The 20,073-nt window shown below is 65.7% G+C and carries 19 protein-coding genes; 15 read left to right on the forward strand and 4 right to left on the reverse strand.

Translation table 11 applies throughout. The annotated features are described in order from the left end of the window. Positions 1 to 100 precede the first annotated feature (100 nt). Positions 101 to 1,387, reverse strand: coding sequence for an alpha/beta hydrolase (locus ACVWY6_RS12575; RefSeq protein ID WP_457538345.1), 1,287 nt, complete (start codon positions 1,385 to 1,387; stop codon positions 101 to 103). 379 nt (positions 1,388 to 1,766) lie between these two features. On the opposite strand from ACVWY6_RS12575, the gene glmS reads away from it, so the two are divergent. The 8 genes from glmS to tsaD are packed head-to-tail and all read left to right on the forward strand — an operon-like array spanning position 1,767 to position 10,060. Then, positions 1,767 to 3,629 carry a glutamine--fructose-6-phosphate transaminase (isomerizing) gene (gene glmS, locus ACVWY6_RS12580; protein WP_457538347.1) on the forward strand — a complete coding sequence of 621 codons (1,863 nt, stop codon included), beginning with the start codon at positions 1,767 to 1,769 and terminating at the stop codon, positions 3,627 to 3,629. Between the two features lie 13 nt (positions 3,630 to 3,642). Beyond that, positions 3,643 to 5,103: an NAD(P)H-hydrate dehydratase gene (locus ACVWY6_RS12585; protein WP_457538348.1), complete on the forward strand. Its 1,461-nt coding sequence runs from the start codon at positions 3,643 to 3,645 to the stop codon at positions 5,101 to 5,103. Beyond that, positions 5,100 to 6,275 carry an alanine racemase gene (gene alr, locus ACVWY6_RS12590; RefSeq protein WP_457538350.1) on the forward strand — a complete coding sequence of 392 codons (1,176 nt, stop codon included), beginning with the start codon at positions 5,100 to 5,102 and terminating at the stop codon, positions 6,273 to 6,275. The genes ACVWY6_RS12585 and alr overlap by 4 nt, the downstream gene beginning before the upstream one ends. Further along, a complete protein-coding gene (locus ACVWY6_RS12595) occupies positions 6,275 to 7,321 on the forward strand; it encodes an alpha/beta fold hydrolase (RefSeq protein ID WP_457538352.1) in 1,047 nt (348 codons plus the stop codon). Before alr ends, ACVWY6_RS12595 begins: the two co-directional genes overlap by 1 nt. Continuing rightward, on the forward strand, positions 7,318 to 7,779 hold the full coding sequence (gene tsaE, locus ACVWY6_RS12600) for a tRNA (adenosine(37)-N6)-threonylcarbamoyltransferase complex ATPase subunit type 1 TsaE (RefSeq protein WP_317713057.1): 462 nt from the start codon (positions 7,318 to 7,320) through the stop codon (positions 7,777 to 7,779). The genes ACVWY6_RS12595 and tsaE overlap by 4 nt, the downstream gene beginning before the upstream one ends. A gap of 60 nt (positions 7,780 to 7,839) precedes the next feature. Continuing rightward, complete coding sequence (gene tsaB / locus ACVWY6_RS12605; RefSeq protein ID WP_457538355.1) at positions 7,840 to 8,541, forward strand: tRNA (adenosine(37)-N6)-threonylcarbamoyltransferase complex dimerization subunit type 1 TsaB; 702 nt, start codon at positions 7,840 to 7,842, stop codon at positions 8,539 to 8,541. Continuing rightward, positions 8,538 to 9,032 carry a ribosomal protein S18-alanine N-acetyltransferase gene (gene rimI / locus ACVWY6_RS12610; RefSeq protein ID WP_457538357.1) on the forward strand — a complete coding sequence of 165 codons (495 nt, stop codon included), beginning with the start codon at positions 8,538 to 8,540 and terminating at the stop codon, positions 9,030 to 9,032. Before tsaB ends, rimI begins: the two co-directional genes overlap by 4 nt. Next, entirely contained in the window at positions 9,029 to 10,060 is a 1,032-nt protein-coding gene (tsaD, locus tag ACVWY6_RS12615) for a tRNA (adenosine(37)-N6)-threonylcarbamoyltransferase complex transferase subunit TsaD (protein WP_457538359.1), read from the forward strand. Before rimI ends, tsaD begins: the two co-directional genes overlap by 4 nt. A 7-nt stretch (positions 10,061 to 10,067) precedes the next feature. Here the strand turns inward: tsaD and ACVWY6_RS12620 are convergent, their stop codons facing one another. Beyond that, complete coding sequence (locus ACVWY6_RS12620; RefSeq protein ID WP_457538361.1) at positions 10,068 to 10,508, reverse strand: MarR family winged helix-turn-helix transcriptional regulator; 441 nt, start codon at positions 10,506 to 10,508, stop codon at positions 10,068 to 10,070. 155 nt (positions 10,509 to 10,663) lie between these two features. Between ACVWY6_RS12620 and ACVWY6_RS12625 the strand changes: the two genes are divergently transcribed. The 3 genes from ACVWY6_RS12625 to groL all read left to right on the forward strand — a co-directional run bounded on the left by ACVWY6_RS12625 (position 10,664) and on the right by groL (position 14,321). Next, the gene (locus tag ACVWY6_RS12625) at positions 10,664 to 12,121 is read left to right on the forward strand and encodes an MFS transporter (RefSeq protein WP_457538613.1); all 1,458 of its coding nucleotides are present in this window, start codon (positions 10,664 to 10,666) and stop codon (positions 12,119 to 12,121) included. A gap of 180 nt (positions 12,122 to 12,301) precedes the next feature. Beyond that, positions 12,302 to 12,601 (forward strand): co-chaperone GroES, encoded by a 300-nt coding sequence (gene groES / locus ACVWY6_RS12630; RefSeq protein WP_030171070.1) that lies wholly within the window; start codon positions 12,302 to 12,304, stop codon positions 12,599 to 12,601. Between the two features lie 91 nt (positions 12,602 to 12,692). Beyond that, a complete protein-coding gene (gene groL, locus ACVWY6_RS12635) occupies positions 12,693 to 14,321 on the forward strand; it encodes a chaperonin GroEL (RefSeq protein WP_030171079.1) in 1,629 nt (542 codons plus the stop codon). A 207-nt stretch (positions 14,322 to 14,528) separates the two neighbouring features. Here groL and ACVWY6_RS12640 read toward each other — a convergent pair whose 3' ends face one another. Further along, the gene (locus ACVWY6_RS12640; RefSeq protein ID WP_031333284.1) at positions 14,529 to 14,825 is read right to left on the reverse strand and encodes a WhiB family transcriptional regulator; all 297 of its coding nucleotides are present in this window, start codon (positions 14,823 to 14,825) and stop codon (positions 14,529 to 14,531) included. A gap of 439 nt (positions 14,826 to 15,264) precedes the next feature. On the opposite strand from ACVWY6_RS12640, the gene ACVWY6_RS12645 reads away from it, so the two are divergent. The 3 genes from ACVWY6_RS12645 (at position 15,265) to ACVWY6_RS12655 (ending at position 17,691) form a co-directional block, all read left to right on the forward strand. Continuing rightward, positions 15,265 to 16,095, forward strand: coding sequence for a hypothetical protein (locus ACVWY6_RS12645; protein ID WP_457538364.1), 831 nt, complete (start codon positions 15,265 to 15,267; stop codon positions 16,093 to 16,095). Between the two features lie 115 nt (positions 16,096 to 16,210). After that, positions 16,211 to 16,777, forward strand: a complete 567-nt coding sequence (locus ACVWY6_RS12650) for a sigma-70 family RNA polymerase sigma factor (protein ID WP_023962026.1) — start codon at positions 16,211 to 16,213, stop codon at positions 16,775 to 16,777. A gap of 5 nt (positions 16,778 to 16,782) precedes the next feature. Then, positions 16,783 to 17,691 (forward strand): anti-sigma-D factor RsdA, encoded by a 909-nt coding sequence (locus tag ACVWY6_RS12655; RefSeq protein WP_457538366.1) that lies wholly within the window; start codon positions 16,783 to 16,785, stop codon positions 17,689 to 17,691. Positions 17,692 to 17,720: 29 nt separating this feature from the next. Here the strand turns inward: ACVWY6_RS12655 and ACVWY6_RS12660 are convergent, their stop codons facing one another. Continuing rightward, a complete protein-coding gene (locus tag ACVWY6_RS12660) occupies positions 17,721 to 18,113 on the reverse strand; it encodes a DUF5319 domain-containing protein (RefSeq protein ID WP_023962030.1) in 393 nt (130 codons plus the stop codon). Between the two features lie 280 nt (positions 18,114 to 18,393). Between ACVWY6_RS12660 and guaB the strand changes: the two genes are divergently transcribed. Continuing rightward, the gene (gene guaB, locus ACVWY6_RS12665; protein ID WP_062800274.1) at positions 18,394 to 19,938 is read left to right on the forward strand and encodes an IMP dehydrogenase; all 1,545 of its coding nucleotides are present in this window, start codon (positions 18,394 to 18,396) and stop codon (positions 19,936 to 19,938) included. The last annotated feature ends 135 nt before the right edge of the window (positions 19,939 to 20,073 follow it).

The raw sequence follows: 20,073 nt of genomic DNA on the forward strand, positions 1-20,073 counted from the left end.
GTTGTGGAGCCGGTCGCGCCGGCCGAACGGACGGGCCCGTACCCGCCGCTGGTGGTCGAGATGTGTGCAGAGTCGCTATCCGATGGGATTATTCCCTAGATCACGGCAATCCCAGGCGCTTACCGAGCCATGGCATCTCCAATTTCAAGCCTGCCGACCAGACGGCGAACGAATGTCCACCCGGGACGACGTTGAAATGGACGTCCATCCCGGCAGCCTGTGCGGCTTGGTAGACCTGCTGCAGCCCGGGCCGGTATTCGGCATCGTCCTTGCCCACGACGAAGGCACCGGCCACCTGGGGGTACTTCTTCGACTTCATCAGGTCCATCGGGTTGACCGCGGTGAACTTGGCCGCGTCGCCGCCGAATGCCTGGTCGATGGTTCGTTTGCGGTCACCGAGGGTGGGCTCGAGTTGACCCGACATGTCCAGGAACGTCGGATACACCTCTGGGTGGTTGGTGGTCATCTGCAACGCGCAGGTACCGCCGTACGACAACCCGCCGATAGCCCATCCCGACGGGTCGGTCTCGACCTGCAAGGTGTTCTTCACCCAGGTGGGCACGTCCACCGACAGGTAGGTCGAGACGTTGCCGAGGTTGGAATCCATGCACAGAGGATTGGCGAGTTCGTCGCCGGTGGCATCGGCGACCACCACGACGGGCGACAGTCCCTCGTTGGCGGCAGCGTATTGATCCATCGTCTGCGTCAACCGGCCGCCGACGAGCCAGTCTTCCGGCGACCCAGGTTGGCCGGCCATCAGCACCAGTACCGGTAGCAACGGACGGGGTTCGGCGAAGTAGGCGGGTGGTAGATATACCTTGGCCGGCCGGGCGTTGAACTTCGAGACCTCACCCGGGATGGACGAGGTGATCACACCGCCCTGCGACGGCAGGCCCGCGGGCTTGCGCCACTTGTCCACCTCCACGGTCTTGATGTCGGTGCTGCGGGCCTCGTCGATGGACACCGTCCTGACGTTGTTGATCCCGAAGACGGAGCCAACGGTCGGGTATTCGTCGAAGTGGTCGTTGATCTGGGCGAGAGCCATCACCACCGCGAACACCGTCGCGAAGACCGTGATGATCCGGGCGACCACCCCCCGGCCACGGATGAGCCTCGGAATGAACAGCAGCAGTGCGAACACCGCTGCGCCGCCCCACATGTAGTTGGACGCCGGGATGGGGTCCGAGAACAGTTTCCAGACGTCCTCGATGAGCCATTTCGACACGAACACCAGGAGGAGGCTGACGACCGCAGCGATTGGTACGACAGCAAGAAGATAGGTCTTCTGGGGCAGCAGGATCAGCCACAACAGCCCCAGGGCGCCGAGTAGGAAGATGGCCCACGGCAATGGTCCGTCGAGCACCGATATGTCCCACAGCCAGTCCATGTACGTCCTTCGGGAGGATGGACCCAAAAGTGGAGCCCGCATCGAAACCTACAGCGAAATGCGAGGTATCACGTGTGTACGGACCAAAAAAGAGTGTTTGCAGATCGAACCGTGACCAGAGGGGATCGCTACAGGATTTTCACGTGGAACGCGGTAGAGAAGTGGCGGGTGACCCCGGTGGTGGAGGACATACGGATCGAACGTATCAAAGGCGTCCCAACCGACGCATCCCCCTCGACTCCCTGAGCTTGACGCTCGAGAACTGCAAGAGTTCGCACAGCGTAACCCATAACTTCACCTGCTGTCAGTGCGAACGCAAGAATCAGCACTTCACCAGCGACTTCTGTGTAACCGCGCGCGGCAAGTACCCTGTAGCACTATGTGTGGAATCGTCGGATACGTGGGCAGACGCGACGCCCTCGAGGTTGTCGTGGAAGCCCTGCGCCGGATGGAATACCGCGGGTACGACTCCGCTGGTGTGGCAATCCTCGACGGCGCCGGACATGCCGCAGTCGAGAAGAAGGCCGGACGGCTGGAGAACCTGGACAAGGAACTGGCCACCATCGGCCGCGAAGCATTTGCGGGCTCGACTGGTATGGGACATACGCGCTGGGCCACCCACGGGCGGCCGACCGACCGAAATGCGCACCCCCACACCAGCCTCGACGGCAAGATCGCCGTGGTCCACAACGGCATCATCGAGAACTTCGCGGTCCTGCGGGAAGAGGTGGAGAAGGCCGGCATCGAGTTCTCGTCCGACACGGACACCGAGACCGCCGTCCACCTGATGGCTCTGCAATACGCCAGTGGTTCGACGGCGGGGAACTTCGTCGACAGCGCATATGCGGTGCTGGGCCGGCTCGAGGGTGCGTTCACGCTCGTGTTCACGCACGCGGACCACCCCGACACCATCGTGGCCGCGCGCCGGTCCACTCCACTGGTGGTGGGTGTGGGCGAGGGCGAGATGTTCGTCGGCTCCGATGTCGCGGCATTCATCGAACACACCCGTGAGGCTGTCGAACTCGGTCAGGACCAGGTGGTCGTGATCACCGCCGACGACTACACGATCACCGACTTCGACGGCAACGAAGAATCCGGCAAGCCCTTCCACATCGACTGGGATCTGGCGGCTGCGGAAAAGGGCGGGCACGACTTCTTCATGCTGAAGGAGATCGCCGAGCAGCCACAGGCTCTCGCCGACACCCTGCTCGGGCACTTCGAGAACGGCCGGATCATCCTCGACGAGCAGCGACTCACCGACGACGACCTGCGCGACATCGACAAGGTGTTCGTGGTCGCCTGCGGTACTGCTTACCACGCGGGGTTGCTCGCCAAGTACGCCATCGAACACTGGACGCGTCTGCCGGTCGAGGTCGAGTTGGCCAGCGAATTCCGTTACCGCGACCCGGTTCTCGATCGTTCCACCCTTGTGGTCGCCATCTCGCAGTCGGGCGAGACCGCCGACACATTGGAAGCGGTCCGGCACGCCAAAGAACAGAAAGCCCGGGTCTTGGCCATCTGCAACACCAATGGTGCGCAGATCCCACGAGAATCCGACGCCGTGCTCTACACCCACGCCGGACCCGAGATCGGGGTGGCGTCCACCAAGTGTTTCCTCGCGCAGATCGCAGCGACGTACCTGGTGGGGCTGGCGCTCGCACAGGCCAGGGGTACGAAGTATCCCGATGAGGTGGCACGCGAATACGCTGCGCTCGAAGCGATGCCGGCCGCGGTTGCCACAGTGCTCGAGACGGTCGAGCCGGTGCGTGCACTGGCCCGCGACCTGGCCGACCGGGGGACCGTCCTGTTCCTCGGGCGTCACGTCGGATACCCCGTCGCGCTCGAGGGTGCACTCAAACTCAAAGAACTTGCGTACATGCACGCCGAGGGCTTCGCTGCCGGCGAGCTCAAGCACGGGCCGATCGCACTGATCGAAGACGGCGTTCCGGTCATCATCGTGATGCCCTCACCGACGGGGCGGGCACTGCTGCACTCCAAGATGGTCAGCAACATCCGGGAAATCCAGGCGCGTGGAGCGACCACCATCGTCATCGCGGAGGAAGGTGACGAGTCGGCACGGGGCGTCGCCGACCATCTGATCGTGATCCCGCAGACGCCCACGTTGCTGCAGCCACTGGTTTCGACTGTGCCCCTGCAGGTCTTCGCTGCGGCTGTCGCTCAGGCGCGCGGGTACGATGTGGACAAGCCGCGCAACCTGGCCAAGTCCGTCACCGTCGAATAGGCCGGGCGGGGCGATGATCGACTACTTCACCGCCGACTCGATCCGGGCCGCCGAGGTGGCGACCGGAGATCTGTTGGTGCGCGGGGTGTTGATGGGTCGTGCGGCTCGCGCTGTCGCGGATGTGGTTGCGGCGGAACTGGTGTCACGATCGGGTAGTTGCTACGGACGCAAGGTCGGTGTACTTGCGGGAGCCGGCGACAATGGGGCGGACGCTCTGTTCGCGGGCGCGCTACTACGCCGGCGGGGCGTCGACGTGCGCGCTGTCCTGCTGGCCGGCGACCGCACTCACGCAAGCAGTCTCGCCGCTTTCCGCGGCGCCGGCGGACGTATCACCGACAGCTTCTCGCCCGACGTCGATGTGGTGATCGACGGCATCGTAGGGCTGAGCGGTTCGGGACCACTGCGCCCGAAAGCGGCTCGGATCGTCGGTGAGCTCGCCGCGCCCATCGTGGCGGTGGACATCCCGTCAGGCGTCGATGCGGACACCGGGCAGGTCAATGACCCGGCCGTGCGGGCCGCGGTGACAGTGACATTCGGTGAATACCGGGTGGCTCACGTGCTCGCCGCACCCCAGTGTGGCCGGATCGTGTTGGCCGACATAGGTATCGAGGCTCACCGCCCCGCATTGCGGCAGTTGAGCAACGCCGAGGTGGCCGCGATGTGGCCGGTGCCCGGACCGTCGGACGACAAATACAGCCAGGGGGTTGTCGGTGTCGTCGCGGGCTCGGCGCGTTATCCAGGGGCCGGCGTGTTGTGCAGTGGGGCGGCTGTCGCCGCCACCTCAGGAATGGTCCGGTACGTCGGAACGGCAGCGCCGCAGGTGCTTTCGCATTTCCCCGAGGTTGTCGCCAGTGATGAGCCGGAGAAGGCGGGCAAGGTGCAGGCGTGGGTGATCGGGCCAGGCGCCGGAACCGATGACACCGGGATTAGGCGACTGCGACACGTGTTGGACACCGACCTGCCCGTGCTTGTCGACGCCGACGGACTGACACTGTTGGCCACCCAGCGTGAGCTGCTCACCACCCGCACCGCACCTACCTTGATCACCCCGCACGCCGGCGAGTTCGCCCGGATCACCGGACAGCCCCCCGGCGTCGACCGGATCGCGGCCGTGAAGGATCTCGCGGCAGAACTGGGTGCGACCGTGCTCCTCAAGGGGCGGGCGACACTGATCGCGGATCCCTCCGGGCAGGTACTGGTGAACGACGCAGGATCGTCGTGGGCTGCCACGGCAGGCGCCGGCGACGTGTTGTCGGGCATCGCAGGCAGTCTGCTGGCCGCAGGTCTGGAACCGTCGTTTGCCGCGGCTGCGGCAGCGCGAGTACATGCGCTGGCGGCGATCGCCGCGTCTGGGGGAGGGCCGAATCACGGCGGCGGGAATGCCCCGATCGGTGCGTCGGCATTGCTGGCGGCGGTGTCGCCCACCTTGCGTGCCCTCCTCGGCGGTGTCGAGTGCGACAATGGTGGGCGATGAATTCTCCGGCGCTCGAGGCCCGCATCGACTTGTCGGCGGTTGCCCACAACATCGAGGTCCTACAGGCACACACCACCGCTGCGCTGATGCCTGTGCTCAAAGCGGACGCGTACGGTCACGGCGCCGTGCAGGTCGCTGCTGCAGTGATGAGCGCTGGTGCGGCCGAGATCGGGGTCGCGACCATCGACGAAGCGCTGGGGTTGCGCCGGGGCGGGATCGACGCGCCGCTGCTGGCCTGGCTGCACGGCAGTTCGGCGGACTTCGGTGCTGCGATCGAGGCCGATGTGCAGATCGGTGTCTCCTCACCCCGCGAGCTGACCGCGGTCGTCGAGGCGGCTCGTACGGCGGGCCGTACCGCGTCGGTCACCGTGAAGGTCGACACCGGCTTGGCCCGTAACGGGGTGGCGGCAGATGAGTGGGACGAGCTGCGGGACGGCGTCGCTACTGCCTCGGCGGAACAATCGATCGTGCTACGCGGAGTGATGTCCCACCTCGTGCGCGGTGACGAACCCGGCCATCCACTCAACAGCCTGCAAGGTGAACGCCTCGATGAGGCCGTGGCCGACCTGCGACGCATCGGCGTGGGTCCAGAGATCGTGCACATCGCCAATTCCGCGGCCACGCTCACCAGGCCTGATCTGAGCCGAGATCTCGCCAGGCCCGGTATCGCCGTATACGGCCGATCGCCCGCCCCAGACCTCGGTGACTTCGGTTTGATCCCGGTGATGACTCTCTCGGCTGAAGTCTTGTCGGTCAAGAAGATCCCGGCAGGCCAAGGTGTTTCGTACAGTCACACGTGGACTGCACCGAGCGACACCACCGTTGCGTTGCTGCCGGCAGGCTACGCGGACGGGGTTCCGCGACTGCTGTCGAACACCCTGCGGGTCCACATCAACGGCCGGAGCTTTCCGAATGTCGGACGTGTCTGTATGGACCAGATGGTCGTCGACCTCGGCGCGGACGGCGGTGGTGTCGAAGTGGGCGATCGCGCGGTGCTGTTCGGGACGGGGGAGCATGGTGGACCCACCGCTCTCGAGTGGGCCGATGCCATCGGCACCATCGACTACGAGATCGTCTCCGGAATCCGCGGGCGGGCGGTGCGGACGTATGTCGGTGCGCCAGCGCCGATCCCGAACGGCCGCCACACCTCCGTCGCGGCGGGGCCCGGCTGATGGAGCGCACCGGACGCTGGGAGATCTTGGCCGGTACCGCCGGCATCGCGACTCTGGGCGCTCTCGCCGTGGGGGCGGCAGCGCGTTCGCTGACGCGGCGGCACCCCACCACCGACCCCAACTCCATCGAGGACTTCGGGGCGATCTACAGCGATCGCCCGAGCATCGTGGTCGCCGATGATGGTGTGCCGCTGGCTGTTCGGGAAGTCGGTCCGGGAGATGCGCCGCTCACCGTCGTTTTTGTCCACGGCTTCTGCCTCCGCATGTCCACGTGGCACTTCCAGCGCCGCGATCTCGCGCAGACGTGGGGTGACGACGTCCGCATGGTCTTCTTCGATCACCGGGGGCACGGTGAGTCTGCGCAGGCGGCCGCGGGCTCGTGCACCATCACGCAGATGGCCGCGGACCTCGAAACCGTTCTGCGCGTGGTTGTTCCGAATGGACCCGTGGTGCTGGTGGGGCACTCGATGGGCGGCATGGCGATCATGGCGTTGGCCAGTAGACGACCGGAACTGTTCGGGTCGAAAGTGGTCGGTGCCGGATTCGTGGCGAGCGCAGCCCACGGGATCACGCAGGCCGGCTTGGGACGTGGACTGCAGAATCCGGTGGTCGACGCCTTCAGGCTGTCCGTCCGGCAAGCCCCGCGAGCGGTGGAGGCAGGCCGGGGCGTGACGAGGATGCTGATGGCGCCGGTGCTGACCGCGGGCAGTTTCGGCTCTACATACCATTCACCCGCCGTGATCGAGTTCACCGAATCGGTCATCCAGAACACGAGGATCGACACGGTCGTCAACTTCTTGCGTGCTCTCGAGGAGCACGACGAGACCTCCGGGCTCCCGGTGCTCTCCGCGATCCCGACGATGGTCGTGTGCGGGTACGAAGACAAGGTCACGCCGGTGGCGAACTCGGTGGAACTGCACAACCGTCTGGGCAAGAACTGCGAACTGATCGGCGTTGCCGAGTGCGGCCACATGGTGATGATGGAGAACCCGCCGGCAGTCAACGACGCGATCAGCGAGCTCGTCGAGCGGGTACAGCGACCGTGACATCTGACGACCAGGCGGACTTCGAGCAGGAGACCCTGCCGACGGTGCAGGACACCGAGGCGTTCGGACGTAGCCTGGCCGCCGGCCTGGGCGCGGGAGATCTGGTGATCCTCGACGGGCCACTCGGCGCCGGCAAGACCGCTCTGGCACGGGGGATCGGGGCAGGTCTCGGCGTGCAGGGTCGCGTCACCTCACCCACGTTCATCATCGCGCGGGAGCATCGGCCGGGGCCGGGAGGTGGACCGGCGATGGTTCACGTCGACGCCTATCGGCTGGGTGGTCTGGAGGAACTCGACGCCCTCGACCTCGACACCGACCTCACCGACTCCGTGGTTGTCGTCGAATGGGGGGAGGGTGTGGCGGAACGGCTGAGTGGACGTCATCTGCTGGTTCGCCTGCGCCGTGACCTCGACACCGACGAGCGCACCGTCAACTATGGCTGGGTCACCCGCGGTTGACGCAGTCGGCGACGTCCGGTCGCCACGGCGCGTCGGCCGTCACGGGTAGGCTGGCTGATCGTGCTAGTCCTCGCAGTCGATACCGCAACGCCCGAGGTCGTGACCGGGATCGTGGAACTCGATACCGGCACGGTCGGATCATCGCCCGGCCGGCTCGCCGTGCGGTCCGAACGTGTGGAGACCACCACGCGGGGCCACGCGGAGATCCTCACCACCCGCATCCTGGAATGCCTCGAAGAGGCAGGCGTCGCCAGGGCAGACCTCGACGCAGTTGTGGTGGGGAAAGGTCCCGGACCGTTCACCGGATTGCGTGTCGGGCTGGCCACCGGCGCTGCCTTCGGCGATGCGCTGGGCGTCGACGTCCACGGAGTGTGCTCGCTGGACGCGATCGCGGTCGCGGCGAGCGACGTCGACTCCCTTCTTGTTGTCACCGACGCGCGCCGTCGGGAGGTCTACTGGGCGCGGTACACACGTGGCGCCCGTACCGACGGTCCGGACGTCATGGCTCCCGCCGATCTCGCTGCCGCGCTCGAGCACGCAGCGGCGACCTCGCCGGGCTCGGCGGGCATCGACGCGATTGCCGGGTCTCCCGCTCATACCGCGCTTTTCGACTACCCGGTGCTCACCGCTTCTGCTCCCACGGCCATCGGACTGGTTCAGGTGGCGTTGCCAGGACTCCTGTCGAGGACGCCACCCGCGCCGTTGACGCCGCTGTACCTTCGTCGACCGGATGCCGTGGAACTCAAGGACCGCAAGAAATGACCTCGTCGAAAGTGGAGATCGGACCACTTCTCCCTCGCGACGCGGCCCGTTGCGCGGCCATCGAGAGCCTGCTGTTCGCGGGCGACTCGCCGTGGCCCGCACAAGCATTTCGTGCCGAGATCTCGACACGACACAATCACTACTTCGCGGCCCGTGACGGCGACGACCTGGTCGGCTACGCGGGTATCTCCGTGCTCGGACCGGAGGGCGACCACGAGTGTGAGATCCACACGATCGCGGTCGCCCCGGAGCATCAGGGACACGGTCACGGACGGGAGCTGCTCGCGACCCTGCTCGAGATCGCGGACAAGTGTTGGGCGCCGGTGTTCCTCGAGGTGCGTACCGACAACGAGGCGGCCATCAACTTGTACCGCCGCAACGGTTTTGAGATCGTGGGAACCCGGAAGGGCTACTACCAGCCCAGCGGGGCAGACGCGTACACGATGCGGCGTGAGCAGAGATCAGCCCCGCCCAAGGGAGGCCGACCATGATCGTCCTGGGTATCGAGAGTTCCTGTGACGAAACAGGTGTGGGAATCGTCCGGTGGAATGCCGACCGTACGACCACACTGCTGGCCGATGAGGTGGCCTCCAGTGTCGATGAGCATGCCCGATATGGGGGAGTGGTCCCCGAAGTCGCCTCCCGCGCACATCTGGAAGCCATTGTCCCGACCATGCGGCGTGCACTCGCGGCGGCGGACATCCGAGTGCCCGACGCCGTGGCGGTGACCATTGGTCCGGGACTTGCCGGTGCGCTGCTCGTAGGGGTTGCGGCAGCGAAAGCGTATGCGGCTGCGTGGGATGTGCCGCTGTACGCGGTGAACCACCTCGGTGGTCACGTTGCGGTCGACACCCTCGAACACGGCCCGATGCCGCCCTGCGTGGCGCTGTTGGTGTCGGGCGGACACACACACCTGTTGCACGTCGACGACCTCGGTGCGCCCATCGTGGAGTTGGGCACGACGGTCGACGACGCCGCCGGTGAAGCGTTCGACAAGGTTGCCCGCTTGCTGGGCCTCGGTTTCCCGGGCGGCCCGGCACTCGATGCGGCTGCAGCACAGGGTGATCCGAACGCCATCCGGTTTCCCAGGGGCATGACCGGCCCGCGAGATGCGCGGCACGACTTCTCGTTCAGCGGTCTCAAGACTGCGGTTGCCCGATACGTGGAGCAATGCCGCCGTGATGGTGTCGAGCCGCCCGTTGCGGATATTGCGGCGTCTTTCCAGGAAGCGGTGGCCGACGTACTGACCATGAAGGCCGTGCGGGCATGCAGAGACGTCGGTGTGGACACGTTGGTGCTCGGCGGCGGCGCGACCGCGAACTCGAGAATCCGGTCGCTTGCGCGAGAACGCTGTGAGGACGCCGGGGTCACGCTGAGGGTTCCGAAGCCGCGGTTGTGCACCGACAACGGTGTGATGATCGCGACCCTGGGTGCTCACGTAATTGCCGGTGGGGCAGTCCCGTCGGATCTGACGGTGGCCACCGACCCGGGTCTGTCGGTGCAGATCAGCAACTATTGATCCGCGATCAGCTCTGTGGGCCTTGATTCACTTCGATTGCGCCGCAGATCGATCCGGATGAATGGCATTCGGCCTCGGCACGGAGGATGGCGCGCTGGACGGGCTTGGCCGCCTCGTATCTGGCTCGCCCCTCGTCGGTGAGCTGTGTGAAGACGGAACGGCGGTCTTGCGGACACATGGATCGGCATGCCAATCCGTCTTTCTCGAGCCCGGCCACGAGACGGGACAGAGCGCTCTGACTCAGGTGGACTGATCCGGCGAGCTCGCTCATCCGGAGTTTGCAGTCGTGCGCGGCCGAGAGGAGCTCGAGAACCTCGAACTCGCTGTTCGAGATCTGTTGCGCTGCTTGCAATTCCCGGTCCAAATCGCACTGGAGGCGGTGGTACCGCACCGACAGCGAATGCCAGGCCTGGGCCAGGTCATCGTCGCTTCGGTGCGGGGTGGACATAGGGGCATCGTATCAGATGCAACCACATTATGTTCGTCTGCATTTTATGTAGACACATTAGATGCAAATGCATATGGTTCTGGACCATGACGGTTGAAACCACACCCGAAGACCCGAAGATCCAAGAACTCAGAACGACAAAGGAGAAGGAGTTGATGGCCGGCGACGCGCCGGCCACCGAGCACGTCACGTCTGCCGGCGGATGGACCGGCAAGACCTGGTTGTTGCTGGTGGTTCTTGCCGGCGCGCTGTTCCTCGACGGGCTGGACGTCTCGATGGTGGGGGTTGCGCTCCCCTCGATGGGCTCCGAACTCGCCATGGACCAGGCGCAGCTGCAGTGGATCGTCAGCGGATACGTCCTCGGCTACGGGGGCCTGCTGTTACTGGGAGGAAGAGCCAGTGACCTACTCGGTCGTCGCAGGGTGTTCCTCACGGCACTGGCCGTGTTCGGTGTCGCCTCCGTCGTCAGCGCGGCGACCGAGATCGACACCCTGATCATCGCGCTGCGCTTCGTCAAAGGCGTGGCTGCGGCCTTCACGGTGCCCGCAGGCCTGTCGATCATCACCACGACCTTCGCCGAGGGGCCGGCCCGCAACAAAGCACTGTCGATCTACACCGTGTGCGGTGCCAGCGGGTTCTCCCTGGGCCTCGTCTTCGGTGGGCTGCTCACCGAATTGTCCTGGCGCGCAACACTGATCTTCCCCGGTCCCGTTGCGCTGCTGCTACTCGTGGTGGGTGCCCGGGTGATCGCGAAGTCGCCCCGCTCGGCGTTCAACTGGTCGCACTTCGACGTCATCGGCGCGGTCACCAGTACATCTGCACTGTTGATCCTCGTGTTCGCCGTGGTGCAGGCGCCTGAGGTCGGCTGGGCAGCGACGTCGACCATCGTCCTATTTGTCATCGCAGGTCTACTCGCTGCGGCCTTCATCGCGGTGGAGGTGCGGCACAAACACCCCCTGCTCCGCCTGGGGATCTTGCGGTCGATGACGCTCGTGCACGCCAACCTGTCGGCCGCGGCGATGTTCGGTGGCTATGTGGCCTTCCAGTTCGTCGTCACGCTGTACCTGCAGAACTCCCTGGGTTGGTCGCCGATCGAGATGGCACTCGGGTTCCTGCCCGCCGGGGTGCTCGTGGTGGCCAGCGCGTTCTTCATGGACCGGGTGCTCGACCGCGTGAGCACCAAGCTGCTCATCGCGGGCGGCTTCGTGGCGTTCCTGATCGGATACCTGTGGTTCCTCCGCGTGGAGCCGGGTATGAACTACTTGGTCTTCCTGCTGCCGACCATCCTGTTCCTCGGCATCGGGTTCGCGGCCACGTTCCCCTCGGTCAACTCCCAGGCCACCGCCGGTGTGTCGGACGACGAACAGGGACTGGCCTCAGGGCTCGTCAACACCAGCATCCAGATCGGTGGTGCGCTGATGATGGCGGTGATCACTGCCATCCTCGGCAGCGCCGAACCCGGGCGTCCGGGGGAGTTGATCGGCGGCATGGTCCCGGCCATCACGGTGATCGCAGTGCTGACCGTGGTCGCCCTCGTGTCGACGCTGGGCCTGATCGGATGGGAGCGTCGTCGCGACCGCGCCGTCGCGACGAAGGTATCCGCCCCGGTATGAGAAGTTCGCACACTCTCACCTTGAGTGCTGGCACTCGCATGTATAGAGTGCTAGTCGGCACCCAGTGAGGTTCCGGCACCCGCGACGACGGGACCGATCCAGGCGCCGTATACGTTCCGAACAGCTAAACAGGGTCCGGTCTTCGGGCCCGAACTACCCCGAAAGTGGAGGGCTCACATCGTGGCGAGCGTGAACATCAAGCCGCTCGAGGACAAGATCCTCGTTCAGGCCAATGAGGCCGAGACGACGACTGCGTCCGGCCTGGTCATCCCCGACACGGCCAAGGAAAAGCCGCAAGAGGGCACCGTCGTCGCCGTTGGCGAAGGACGCGTGAACGAGCAGGGCAACCGGATCCCGGTCGACGTCAAAGAAGGCGACACCGTCATCTACAGCAAGTACGGCGGCACCGAGATCAAGTACTCCGGCGAGGAGTACCTGATCCTGTCGGCGCGTGACGTGCTGGCAGTCATCTCCAAGTAACTCTGGTTCGACACCGCCCCGGCGTCCCCATGCGGGGTAGCCGGGGCGGCTGTCGTTTCATCACCCGACCAAAATCTTAGGAGCCACACACATGGCCAAGCAGATCGAATTCAATGAGCAGGCCCGGCGCTCGCTGGAGCGAGGGGTCAATCACCTCGCCGACGCGGTGAAGGTGACTCTTGGACCCCGCGGCCGCCACGTGGTGCTGGCCAAGGCGTTCGGCGGTCCGACCGTGACCAACGATGGCGTCACCATCGCCCGAGAGATCGACCTGGAAGACCCGTTCGAGAACCTGGGTGCCCAGCTCGTCAAATCTGTTGCCACCAAGACAAACGACGTGGCCGGCGACGGCACGACAACGGCCACCGTCCTGGCGCAGGCGATCGTCAAGGCCGGACTGCGCAACGTCGCCGCCGGGGCCAACCCGATCGCTCTGGGCCTGGGGATCTCCAAGGCCGCCGACGCTCTCTCCGAGTCGCTGCTCGCCGCTGCCACCCCGGTAGAGGGTGCTGAAGCCATCGCGCAGGTCGCCACCGTGTCGTCTCGTGACGCAGAGGTCGGCGAGATGGTCGGCAAGGCCATGGCCCGCGTCGGCGCCGACGGTGTCGTCACCGTGGAGGAAAGCTCGGGACTCGTCACCGACCTCGAGATCACCGAGGGTGTGCAGTTCGACAAGGGATACCTGTCGCCGTACTTCGTCACCGACATCGACAGCCAGGAAGCCGTCCTCGAAGACGCGCTGGTGCTCATCTACCGGGACAAGATCAGCTCGCTGCCCGACTTCCTGCCGCTTCTGGAGAAGATCGCCGAATCCGGCAAGCCCGTTCTGATCATCGCCGAAGATGTTGAAGGCGAAGCGCTTTCCACCCTGGTGGTCAACTCGATCCGTAAGACGATCCGCGCTGTTGCGGTCAAGGCGCCGTTCTTCGGCGACCGTCGCAAGGCGTTCCTGGAGGACCTGGCGATCGTCACCGACGGCACCGTCATCACCGCCGACATCGGCATCACCCTGGCCGACGCCGGGCTCGAACTGCTCGGCGGCGCACGCCGGATCGTCGTCACCAAGGACGCCACGACGATCGTCGATGGTTCGGGAACCTCCGACGCCATCGCGAACCGTGCCGAGCAGCTCCGTCGGGAGATCGAGGCCAGCGATTCCGACTGGGATCGGGAAAAGCTCGCCGAGCGCCTGGCCAAGCTGGCCGGCGGGGTGGCAGTGATCCGGGTCGGCGCAGCCACCGAGACCGCACTCAAGGAGCGCAAGCACCGCGTGGAAGACGCCGTCGCTGCAGCGAAGGCAGCTGTGGAAGAAGGAATCGTCCCCGGCGGTGGTTCGGCGATCGTGCAGGCTGCCGCAGCGGTCCTCGACGATCTCGCCGACAGCCTCGACGGTGATGAGGCGCTCGGTGTACGGGTGGTCAAGCAGGCCGCTCAGGCGCCACTGTTCTGGATCGCGGCCAACGCCGGAACCGACGGGGCCGTGGTGGTCTCCAAGGTTGCCGAACTCCCTCGCGGCCACGGTTTCAACGCCGGCACCCTGACCTATGGCGACCTGCTCGCCGACGGCGTGGTGGACCCGGTGAAGGTTACCCGCTCGGCCATCGTCAACGCTGCGTCGGTGGCGCGGATGATCCTGACCACCGAGAGCACCATCACCGACAAGCCGGCCGAGTCCGAGGCCGACCACGGTCACGGTCACGGTCACGGACACGCGCACTAGTTGTTGCCCGACCTCGAACGCCCCGGCCCCACGGCCGGGGCGTTTGACGTTCACCGGTTGTTCGGGTGTTGTTTCTCGGATTTGTCTTGACAACAAAAGCGAGGAGCCGATATCAGGCGTCCTCGCTTTTGTGAAGATTCAATTGTTTGAGATTGAAATCCAATTCTGTTTTGTTTCTTTGCGTTGGATTTCGTGGGGCTGCAAAGGTCAGCTCGCGATGCGGCGCCCGACTCCGCGCTTCATCAGCATTCCGCGCTCGGACTCGGACAGGCCGCCCCAAATGCCGTATGGCTCAGCGACCGCCAGTGCGTGTTCGCGGCATTGAGCTACCACGGGGCACTGGTGGCACAGTTCTTTCGCGCGACGTTCCCGCTGGGCCCGGGCACGGCCACGCTCGCCGTCCGGATGGAAGAACATTGATGAGTCGACACCGCGGCACAAGCCCTTCATCTGCCAATCCCAGATGTCGGCATTCGGTCCGGGAAGGTGGTTCGGCTGAGGCATCTGCGTGCTCCTCTGTGACGTGCCGGTGAGGCGTAATTGTGACTGACTTGTCGAGACCGCGTTGTTTTCGACGTCCAGCACACCGTATGCAAAGCGAGGAAATGGAGTCAACAGGCCCCGATTCCGCCAATTGAAGACGCGAACTTCGGGCGATGTTAACCATTTGTTTATCGACGCCCTGTTGTTTTGTGATGGCGACTGGCGTCGAGGCATGGCGAAGGTAGACGGCGTAAGCGCACGTCAGGGGCCATTCGAGTGCTGCCGCCCGAGCTCGCGGTGGCTTGAGGACCGCGTATGGAGGGAAAACGCGGAAGTGCGGCAATTTACCCGCAGGAAATGTTCCGGTGACCTCAGATTGACGTCGAGGCGACTTTTGAGCCGGTTTCAGTAAGTTAAATTCACGCTAACTTGGTTACCGCGCCGTGATGTGAGGAGGGCGATGCAGGTCACACTACCCGCGATCGCCTTCGGCGGCAGTGCGGGCGAGTACCCGGTTCCCGTGGCCGGCGACGGTTGGGACAGGTGGTTTCGCGCCGTCGCGTTGGGCGGCACCGGCCACTACGCCGCGGCGGCGACCGAGTTGCGCCGGATCGCCACCACCAGCACCGACGTCGTTCTCCGATCCCTCGCCGCGAGTACGCGCGCCGCGCATCTGCGACAGGGTGGAGAGCACTTTCACGCCGTCCACCATGACGCGCACGCACTGGCCCTGCTCGCCACCCCGGTGGCAGGGTTCGATTCGGCCACGATCGCCGGACCCCGGGTGTCTGCTTGGTGCGACGCACTCACCGGACTGGCCGCCGACGATCTCGGGCGCGGGATGTTCGGTGCCGCCGCGCGACTGCTGGACCGGGTCGACGCCCTACTGATCGACTCGCATGAACGCATCGAGGGCAGCAGCGAATGGGTGTGGCACGGCCGACCGGCCCTGCGCTCACTGTGGGTCCGGGCCGAACTCGCGATGTACACCGGTGACCCCGAGACCGCACAAGAACACTCGTCGGCAGCCCTTGCCGTGGCCCGGGGGTGTCCCTCGCAGCGGCATCTCATCAAGTCCGAACTGATCGCTGCTGCGGCCGCGGCGAGCGCGGGGGAGACGACGCGCGCCATCGAGGGAGCCCAGCGAGTTGGTGATGCGGCAGCTTCCGCCGGTCAGCTGCCGCTGTGGTGGGCATCGGCCATGTTGCTCGAAGCGCTCGGCGCCGGAGGATCGCCGAGTGCGGCCGATCTGAGGCACGAACTGGCCGCTCGCGGCGGCGGGATGCGCTAGCGGCGAGAACGCTAGGCCGTTCGCTGGCTAAGCTACTAGCGACTTACCGCCGGGGGTATGGCCTCCGCGCGGCCGGCACCAATCGGCGAAGGTAACGCGGAGACGTCTACGAGCGATGATTTTTACAGGTGAAGAGTTGGACCGGGTTGTCACTGCCGCAGCGCAGGGCGACCGATCGGCTCTCTCCGACGTACTCGAAAGTGTCCGCCCCCTGGTTGTGCGCTATTGCAGGGCCAGGGTCGGAGGTGGTGAGCGGCATTCGCTCTCCGCCGACGACGTAGCGCAGGAGGTCTGCATGGCCGTCATGACAGCTCTGCCCCGGTATCAAGACCAGGGCAGACCGTTCATGGCGTTCGTCTACGGCATCGCCGCCCACAAGGTTGCCGATGCTCATCGAGCGGCCGGTCGTAACAAAGCCGAGCCGGTGGATGAGATGCCCGAGCGGATGGCCGTCGACGACGGACCCGAACAGCGGGCGCTGGACTCCGACGCGGGCCGTCGGATGAACGAACTGTTGTCGACGCTCCCGGACAAGCAGCGTGAGGTGCTGGTGCTCCGACTGGTTGTGGGGTTGTCGGCCGAAGAGACCGCGTCCGCTGTGGGGAGTACGGCGGGAGCGGTGCGGGTGGCTCAACACAGGGCACTCGCGAAATTGAAGACCGAGATCGAGAAGGGTAGGTGAGGGCGATGGGTGACAGGCGCGATCGACGTGGTGGCAAGGGGTTCGGTGATGAATCCGACGAGCGTTTCCAGAGCGTGCCCTCATCGGCATCCGAGGCGCTCGACGAAGACTCCATCCCGGTGAACCTCGGCGCGGTTCGTGCCGACGACGAGTTCATCGACGCTCTGGTGTCTCAGCGCGGAGTGCCTGCGCACACGCCTGTGGACCACGAACTGGCGGCGCTGCTGTCGAATTGGCGCGCCGAAGTGACGGGCGCCCCGATGCCTGCCGGTCCGACCCTCGAAGATGTCGAGGCGGGCATCGCCGCGCAGCGAAGGACCGCGACCCGTCGCCGGTCGCTGACGGTGGCCCGTTACACGGCCGGCGCCGCGGCAGCATGTGCGATCGTGTTCGGCGGTCTGTCAGTGGTGGCCCATGACGCCTCGCCCGGCGATCGGCTCTGGGGAGTCAAGGAAGCGATGTTCGGGGCGGATGCCTCGGCAACGCTTGCCGCCGGGGACGTCGAGAACGACCTCGATCACGCCGTCGACCTGTTGTCGACGGGTGACAAGTCTGCGGCCCAGGACTATCTGAACCGTGCGGAGTCCCAGCTTGCCGATGTCACCGACACCGACAGGCGGGCCGAGCTGCAGGCGAAGATCGACCAGTTGCGTGGTCTGCTCACGGCGATCCTGCCGACCGTCACTCTTCCGACGACCGTTACCCTTCCGCCGTTGGAGACGCAGTTGCCACAGCTTCAGCTGCCCCCGGTGACGATCACCGAGACGCAGCAGACGGTGACGGCGATCCCGTCGGAGACGACCTCAGTGTCCACGCCACCACCGACCACCGATGAGACCGTGACCAGTGAGTCGCCGGTGACCCCGACGACCACCTCGACCACCAGCAGCGTCCCGCTACCGCCGCCGGGCTGATCGGCCCGAGCCCGCGGTGGGGAAGAAGATCAGTCCTCGTCTTTGGCGTGCATCGTCGCATCTGCGTAACCGCGGCAGTAATCCCAGGTGACGTACGCCTCGGGACTGGGGTCCACGGCCGGCTCGTGCGGTCGTACCGTGCCCTCGACCAGGAGCTGCAGCAGGTTTGCGCGCAGCATGTCCCAGTCGTGATAGTGGTCGAGCTGGCAGTCGTCGCACACCACGACGAGACCGCGGATCCCCTGGCGGTGCAGAAGTGCCTCGTAGACAGCGAGATCGGCGAGGTCTTCCTCGATCGCCATGCGTTCGTTCGCGTCCAGTGGCTCACCGGGTGGGGCGGCGTCCAGCGCCGCCGATGGGTCCCCTCGGGGATCGTCGGCGAACGGGTCCGGTGGCAGCCCCGGCGGCAGATGATCTCGCACGCTGACCACGGTAGTCAGCCTCACCCCACCGGCGCCAGTCTGTGCACCGCATGAATGAAAGATCGACGCCGGTTGGATGAACCATCCTCCTTCACATAGGTGAACGACCTGTGGGGCGTGAGGGGAGGGTCGACCGCCGAGTCAGCGCTCGACGAGGGCACCGCCGAGGGCGGGGTGCGACGTCCTGAGGAGGTCCGCCGAGCAGATAGGATGGACTCATCGAAATGACAACATGCCGATCCGAAGTGGAACAGGCCTGACCGGAATGAGCGTGCCCGGAATGAACAACCCGACAGCCGGCTCCGCCCAGGCACGAGGCCCGGTGTGGACCGGCGGCGACGACCCGAACAAGGTCGCCATGCTCGGCCTCACCTTTGACGACGTCCTGCTGTTGCCCGCGGCCTCCGACGTGATCCCGAGCGACGTGGACACCTCGTCGCAGCTGACCCGCGACATCACACTGCGGGTGCCCCTGGTGAGCTCGGCGATGGACACCGTCACCGAGTCCCGCATGGCCATCGCGATGGCCCGCGCCGGTGGGATGGGTGTGCTGCACCGCAACCTCTCGATCGAGAACCAGGCGGGGCAGGTGGAAACGGTCAAGCGGTCCGAAGCCGGCATGGTCACCGATCCTGTGACCTGCAGCCCGTCGAACACGCTGGCCGAGGTCGACGCGATGTGTGCTCGCTTCCGTATCTCGGGCCTGCCCGTCACCGACGACGCCGGCGAGCTCGTCGGCATCATCACCAACAGGGACATGCGTTTCGAGGTCGATCAGAACCGGCCGGTCTCCGAGGTGATGACCAAGGCGCCACTGATCACCGCCCAGGAGGGTGTATCCGCCGAAGCCGCGCTCGGCCTGCTGCGACGGCACAAGATCGAGAAGCTCCCCATCGTCGACGGCCACGGTCGCCTGACCGGTTTGATCACGGTGAAGGACTTCGTCAAGACAGAGCAGCACCCCAATGCCACCAAGGATGCCGACGGGCGACTGCTGGTCGGGGCCGCGGTCGGAACCGGCGGTGACCAGTGGGATCGGGCCATGGCCCTGTCGGACGCCGGGGTGGACGTGATCATCGTCGACACCGCGCACGCGCACAACCGTCTGGTCCTGGAGATGGTCAGCAAACTCAAGGCAGAGATCGGGTCGAAGGTGCAGATCGTCGGCGGGAACGTCGCGACCCGTGCCGCCGCTGCCGCTCTCGTCGAGGCCGGTGCCGATGCGGTCAAGGTCGGGGTCGGACCCGGTTCGATCTGCACCACCCGTGTGGTCGCCGGCGTGGGCGCCCCGCAGATCACTGCGGTCATGGAAGCAGTTGCGGTCTGCAAGCCGGCTGGGGTTCCGGTCATCGCCGACGGCGGGCTGCAGTTCTCGGGCGACATCGCCAAGGCGCTGGCGGCGGGGGCATCGACCGCGATGCTCGGCTCGCTGCTCGCCGGCACCGCGGAAGCCCCGGGCGAGCTGATCCTGGTGGGCGGCAAGCAGTTCAAGAGCTACCGGGGGATGGGCTCACTCGGCGCGATGCAGGGGCGTGGCCAGGCGAAGTCATACTCGAAAGACCGCTACTTCCAGGACGATGTGCTCTCTGAAGAGAAACTCGTGCCCGAGGGCATCGAGGGACGAGTGCCGTTCCGTGGACCGCTCAACCAGGTGATCCATCAGCTGGGTGGCGGATTGCGCGCGGCGATGGGGTACACCGGCTCGAGCTCGATCGCAGAGCTGCAGAACGCCCAGTTCGTCCAGATCACGGCAGCCGGCCTGAAAGAGAGCCATCCGCACGACATCACCATGACCGTCGAGGCGCCCAACTACACTTCTCGCTGAGTTCCCAGGCGGCCGGCTTCGATCAGTTCGGGCAGGTCAAACCAGTTCGTGAACCGATCTGTCGGTGGTCACCGATGCGGTTCTGTGTGCAGCAGTGACGAAAGGCACCTTCGTGCAAGATCATGTGGAAATCGG

It is taken from the genome of Williamsia sp. R60 (genome assembly GCF_054063855.1).